This is a genomic window from Pedobacter sp. 01N416 (assembly GCF_056399685.1).
The window spans coordinates 1-5,844 of the sequence record NZ_JBFTRT010000299.1 but is presented as its reverse complement, the minus strand read 5'-3'; the positions used below and the strand labels follow the sequence as shown (position 1 = coordinate 5,844).

5 protein-coding genes are annotated in these 5,844 nt (G+C 39.3%); 2 read left to right on the top strand and 3 right to left on the bottom strand.

Annotated elements, in window-relative coordinates; translation table 11 throughout:
* Positions 1-711: helix-turn-helix domain-containing protein (locus AC1DND_RS16620; protein ID WP_477583270.1), on the top strand; the 711-nt coding region annotated here is incomplete at its 5' end.
* Positions 712-1,034: 323 nt separating this feature from the next.
* Here AC1DND_RS16620 and AC1DND_RS16615 read toward each other — a convergent pair.
* The 3 genes from AC1DND_RS16615 to AC1DND_RS16605 form a co-directional block, all read right to left on the bottom strand.
* Positions 1,035-2,294, bottom strand: a complete 1,260-nt coding sequence (locus AC1DND_RS16615) for a DUF2264 domain-containing protein (protein ID WP_477583268.1) — start codon at positions 2,292-2,294, stop codon at positions 1,035-1,037.
* Positions 2,295-2,304: 10 nt separating this feature from the next.
* Complete coding sequence (locus AC1DND_RS16610) at positions 2,305-3,501, bottom strand: glycoside hydrolase family 88 protein (RefSeq protein WP_477583266.1); 1,197 nt, start codon at positions 3,499-3,501, stop codon at positions 2,305-2,307.
* A 365-nt stretch (positions 3,502-3,866) separates the two neighbouring features.
* Positions 3,867-4,754: a LysR family transcriptional regulator gene (locus tag AC1DND_RS16605; protein WP_477583264.1), complete on the bottom strand. Its 888-nt coding sequence runs from the start codon at positions 4,752-4,754 to the stop codon at positions 3,867-3,869.
* A gap of 91 nt (positions 4,755-4,845) precedes the next feature.
* Here AC1DND_RS16605 and AC1DND_RS16600 point away from each other — a divergent pair, with 91 nt between their 5' ends.
* Entirely contained in the window at positions 4,846-5,568 is a 723-nt protein-coding gene (locus AC1DND_RS16600) for a class I SAM-dependent methyltransferase (protein WP_477583262.1), read from the top strand.
* Positions 5,569-5,844: the final 276 nt, after the last annotated feature.

Below are 5,844 nucleotides of genomic sequence, written 5' to 3'. Positions count from 1 at the left end.
GCATTAGTAGAACTTAGAATTTTCAGGGATGACCATCATTTTTCGATAACATTTGCACCGGTCAACCGGGATTGGAATCAAGATACAACTGAAATACACACCGTTGACCTTTTAATGGCTTTGGTAATACACGAACTTGACGGGTTATTGTTTAAGAAGCTATACCCAAGTTCGGTCAGCTTCGCCAGATCGCTGGATAACCATGAAGAATATGAGCGTGTCCTTCGCTGTAAACCAGAGACGAATGCAAAAACCACTCAAATTTCATTTGATATTGCCTACTGGAACGAAAGAATTATAAGATCAAAACACGAACACCAGCAAGTTCTGCTTTTGGAAGAGGGTCTCTGGCAAAATACGCATGTATCTGAACAGGCATTAAAAAAGCGTATCTATAATTACATACGGTCAAACTCGTATCTAAAAATGGTTACCCTTGAAGATATTGCATGTAACTTTAATCTCAGTCCGCGTACACTCCAGCGTAAATTAAAAAGTGAGGAGATCAATTTTCAGCAGCTAGCTGATGAAGCCCGTAAAAACCTTGCTTTAATGTATTTGAAAGATGATTCTCTTCAGATAAAAGAAATATCTACCATGCTTGGCTACAATGAAGTAAGCGCATTTATACGTGCATTTAAACGATGGACAGGAACGGCACCCACTGATTATCAAAAAAAAAATGCTCCTCTCATAGTAAAAAAATCCTGACCAAAAAGAACCGAACTTTGAAGGTCATATTCTAGCGCAAGTCTTAGCGCCACAAGCACAAGCAAAGGCCTGACTTGTGCTTTAGTCAAATCAATATATTAATCTCTTAAGAAAATTTTAAAGCACAAGTCAGCCAACAACATTGCCCTAGCTACTAAGACTTGCGCTAGTAAGCGTAAATATGGGTGCAATGGCTAACTGCTGTTGTACCCATATTTATATTCCTCCCTTTATAGTGTTCTGGATATCATCATTTCACCATTCCACTGCGCTTCATCCGATAGCTATCGGATCGAAAAGATAATCGATTTTTGGTATCAAGGTTAAAAATCTACATGATAATCTTTGGAGAACGGTTTTGCTGCCCAGGCTTTTTTCGATGTCCACTCTGCCGAAGGTGCGGCCCAAAATTCGTCGTTAGCTGGTAAACCCAAAGGAAGGAATGATAGTGTAGCCATATACAAACTCCCTGTAGAGGTATAATAATCTGCTATTTCCGGATCATGCCCGCAAAAGCCAAGCTGTAACCATCCTTTTGAGTCAAAAGTTCCAGGGATATCATATATGTTCTGTTTTACTTTAGTTAAGGCAGAACGCACTTGAGCTGGCTGAATGGTGGCTGGTAACTTATGCATTAAAGCAATTTGGCTTAAAGCCTGAAAAGCACCTGTTCTATAGGTAATTGAACGCCCAATTGGTGGATAGGTTCCTTCAGGAGAAATCATGCGCTCTTGCCCTACTACATAACGTTGCATCCTTTTTACGGCAAGATCATACCGTTCTTTTTTGATTAGGTTTTTATCGAGCATAATAGCTAGCGTATCCACCATCATCGGGTGGATTACAAATGAATTGTAATAATCAAAAGCCATGTTTACGCCATCACCATACCAACCATCTCCTTTATACCAGGCGTTTAATGTATCTACTCCCTCATTCAAGCGGCTTTCATCGTGTGGTTCGCCAATCGATAATAAAAAGGCTTCGGTAATAGAACCAAATAACAACCAGTTATTTTTAAAGGGTTTTCTGTTTCTTAATGATTTAAACGAAACAATAATTTCGCGTTTTGTTTCTGGCTTTAACGGTTCCCATAGGGCTTTAGGTGCTCTTAAAAAAGTTTGTGCCAGGTAGGCTGAATCAACAATTGGCTGATAATCTTTGGTGAAATTTAGTTTATCAGGACTATTTGCCGCAAAACAGCTATCCAATCCCCGAATGGCCTGTAATTTCAGCTTGTTTCTTAAAACACCTWCGGTTGTGGTATCATCAGGTAACGAAAGCCAGGGTGCAATTCCGGCATAGGTACGGCCAACAGCTTCCAAATACGATACAGCAGGTGTTCTAGAGTCGAATTTCGGCGCTGTAACCACTGGCATATTTTTAATCAATGTTCCATTGGCTAAATTGGAAACAACGGGGCTGGCAATTTTATACAACAGTTTATACCAATATTCTCTGTCGTTTTTTGGTTGAGAACTTGTACTGTTATTAGTTTTTGTAGCGGATAAAATTTCGTTAGGATTAAACAGCCCAAATACTCCGGTTAGTGACAACGCGCCTATAAATTTTCTTCTTTCCATTTTGTGTGTGTTATAAATACCAGTTTTTGTAGCGCATTAGCGCCTCGAGATAGTAATAATCGGCGTAGCTTAGCGGAACGTCGACTTCTGATTTCAGCGGTAAAGCTCCTGTACTGTGCATCAGTAAAAAACCGCCGTTTTCCCCCGGCTTTGCAGTATACGCATCAGATGAAAGTGAAATGATCATTTTTTTTGCTTCGTCTACATATAATTTTCGCTCGCTTTTTGTTGCATACTGTCCTAATTCTAACAAACCAGAAGCAATAACCGCAGCGGCAGATGCATCACGATAAGTATCTGGAATGTTCGGTGCGTTAAAGTCCCAATATGGAATCTGATCGGCAGGCATATTCGGGTGGTTGATAATAAATTTGGCGATGTTTTTTGCCTGATTAAGATAATGTTTGTTCTTGGTAAAACGGTACATCATGGTGTAACCATATAATCCCCAGCCCTGGCCGCGGCTCCAGGCCGATTCGTCAAATGCGCCCTGGGCCGTACCCCTTTTAAGTACTTTGCCAGTAGTCATATCGTAATCTACTACATGGTAAGAACTATAGTTTGGCCTGAAATGGTTTTTAAGCGAAGTATCGGCATGATTGATGGCAATTTTCTTGTATTTCGGATCGCCACCATGATCAGACACCCATGCCAACAGCTCCAGGTTCATCATATTATCAATAATAACAGGGCCTTTCCATTGTTTACTGCTATTCCACGATTGGATTACGCTAGCAGCCGGGCGGTAGCGCGTTGCAAGCGAAGCTGCAGCGGTATCGATGGTTGGTTTATATCGCGCATTACCTGTAATGCGGTAGGCGTTGCCGAAACTACAGAACATCATGAAACCTAAATCATGGTTTCCGGTATAATGTTTCTCCTTCTCTAGTACGACAAGGCGTTTTTCTGCCTCTTTTAAGGTGCCAGAATCTTTAGTGTATTCGTAAATATAAAGTAGTGAACCTGGGTAAAAACCACTGCACCACCATTTGGTATCGCTCGTTTCCAGCTTATTATTTTTTGCATAATAGGTTTTCGGCATGCGGTCTGCCGGTGTGTTTTTGGCCAGTAACTGATATTGTTTCTGTGCAAATTCAAATTGCCTGTCGAGCAGATTTTTCATCACTTTTTTTTCATCAGCTGCCTTTTGTGCATGAGCAATTACTGCTGTGGCCAGAAAACATATGGTGAACAATAATTTCTTCATAGGTTAGGTAAACTTATATAATTCATTTTGTGTAAGCCTTAACATAGGCTTTTGATGTTGGTTGCGGCAAATTTGTGCTTTTACAAGTTTAAAAGAGGTGAAAATCGGAAATGATAGGGTAGAAAATCGGAAATCAACTACCTTTTGGAGTTAATTTTACAACAATCCATTTTACTGAACTTGTTTTAGGCAGTTGACCGTTTCTTTTGAAAAATAATGCCCAATGATTGGCTATAAGATTTTGAAATTTGTAAAAACGACTGCCTCCCCCATCGGAGAACGGCCTTTCTTTCAATTTCATCGGTCTTTAATCAATGTATATTGATTAATGGTACTGGATTTCATTATGCTTATCTTACTGAAAGTCAATTGATTTTTAACTCAGCATAGTGTTTAATAAACCAGGTTAATGCCGGGTTTTTATTCGATTCTTTATAAGCCAGTACTACCTCTGTGTTGACCGGAATAGCATCAAATTCAATAAAAGATACTTTCAACTGTGCATATTGTTTTTTTAACGACAATGGCAAAATAGATACACCCAGGCCCGCTTCTACCAGTTGTAATATAGAGTGTACATTGTTTGCCTCGTGTGTAATATCGGGACTAAAGCCCATCCGCTGGCAAATTTGCATAAGTTTCTCGTTATACTGCGGTGCAAAATCTTTATTAAAGAATATAAACGGGCTTTTCTTCAAAAAATCAGTAAGTCCGTTCTTCGCATCAATTTTTTGGTCTGTTAAAGGAATAACCACCACAAATGGATCAAAAAACAAAGATTCTACTTTCAATTTTTCCGATAAAACCGGTGCTCTTAAAATCCCCACATCTAAACCACCATGTTCTAGCTCTTTAATTTGAGCAAGTGTAGGCACTTCGAACAAACTCGTTTTCAAATAGGGAAATTCCTGGTGCATTAATTTTAAAATTTCTGCCAGGTGCGATTGGTAAACCGAACTGATGTAGCCAATCTTTAATTCGCCGCTAACACCTTCATGAATTTTACGAACCACTTCTTTACTCTCTTCCAGTTTGGCAAACATGGCATCTACTTCAGCCTTAAAATACTTTCCGGCATTTGTTAATGCAACCCGCTTATTACTCCGGGCAAACAATTGTACTTCAAGTTCTTCTTCCAGTTCTTTAATCTGCCTGCTCAAAGGGGGCTGCGAGATAAAAAGTTTTGCTGCAGCCTTGGTAAAATGAAGTTCTTCTGCAACAGTTTTAAAATACAACAGATGTCTGAGTTCCATATTTATAATACTTAATAGGTATCGTTTTATGCTAAAATTGATATTTTACAAATATGACCAACAGCGCTAACTTTACAAAAAAATTAAAGCAATGAGTAAAGATTATTCGCACAAGGCAACAAATGAAGAAATTAAAACAAGGTTTGATAACGATGTAGAACGTTTCTCGAACTTAGAGAGTGGACAACAAACCACCATCGATGCGTCACTTACCATGGAGCTTTGCACCGGAGCAGCCAAATACATAAATCCGAATGCAAAAGAACTGTTGGATATTGGATGTGGTGCGGGGAATTATACGTTAAAAATGCTCAGTAAAATTCCAAACCTTAACTGTACACTTAACGACTTAAGTTTACCGATGCTGGAACGGGCAAGCGATAGGGTATCGGTACAAACTACCGGAACAGTAACCGTTATACAGGACGATATGCGTAACCTTAATTTACCGGATAATCATTTCGATATTATACTTGCYGCTGCAACATTTCATCATTTGCGCACGGATGCCGATTGGGAACTTGTTTTTACTAAAGTTTACCAGGCTTTAAAACCCGGAGGCAGTATCTGGATTTCAGACCTCATTGCACACGATTCCGTTTTGATCGATAATCTTTTTCAAGATCAATACGGGGCCTACCTTGAAACACTTGGTGGTGCAGCATATAAACAGAAAGTATTTGATTATATTGAATATGAAGATACCCCTCGCTCTTTAAACTATCAACTGGCATTATTGCAAAAAGTTGGGTTTAGCGTTACCGAAATTCTGCATAAAAACTCTTATTTTGCTTCATTTGGAGCGATAAAATAATCAAAAAGAGGTTGTATAATAAAGGCGATTTCAGCCCAGGTGCTGTCATGTTGAGCCTGTCGAAACACCTTAAAGCGTATTTAAACAGGTCCTTCGACAAGCTACCATTGACAGACCCCTGTAGAAAAATCGTCATCTCCTTTGGTTTATCGGACTGATTTTTCTTCTTGTAAATAGTATTACAAGAAGAAAGCTTGGTAAGCGTTTAAATAAAAGGCAGGGTGAACTTCCGTCATCTCTAGTTCACAGAACTTGTGGTCGTATTAGTCCCTGCCT

Excerpts from the sequence above, each read along its gene's own strand:
- AC1DND_RS16610 (WP_477583266.1), bottom strand. The coding sequence starts at position 3,501 with ATGAAGAAATTATTGTTCACCATATGTTTTCTGGCCACAGCAGTAATT.
- AC1DND_RS16605 (WP_477583264.1), bottom strand. The coding sequence starts at position 4,754 with ATGGAACTCAGACATCTGTTGTATTTTAAAACTGTTGCAGAAGAACTT.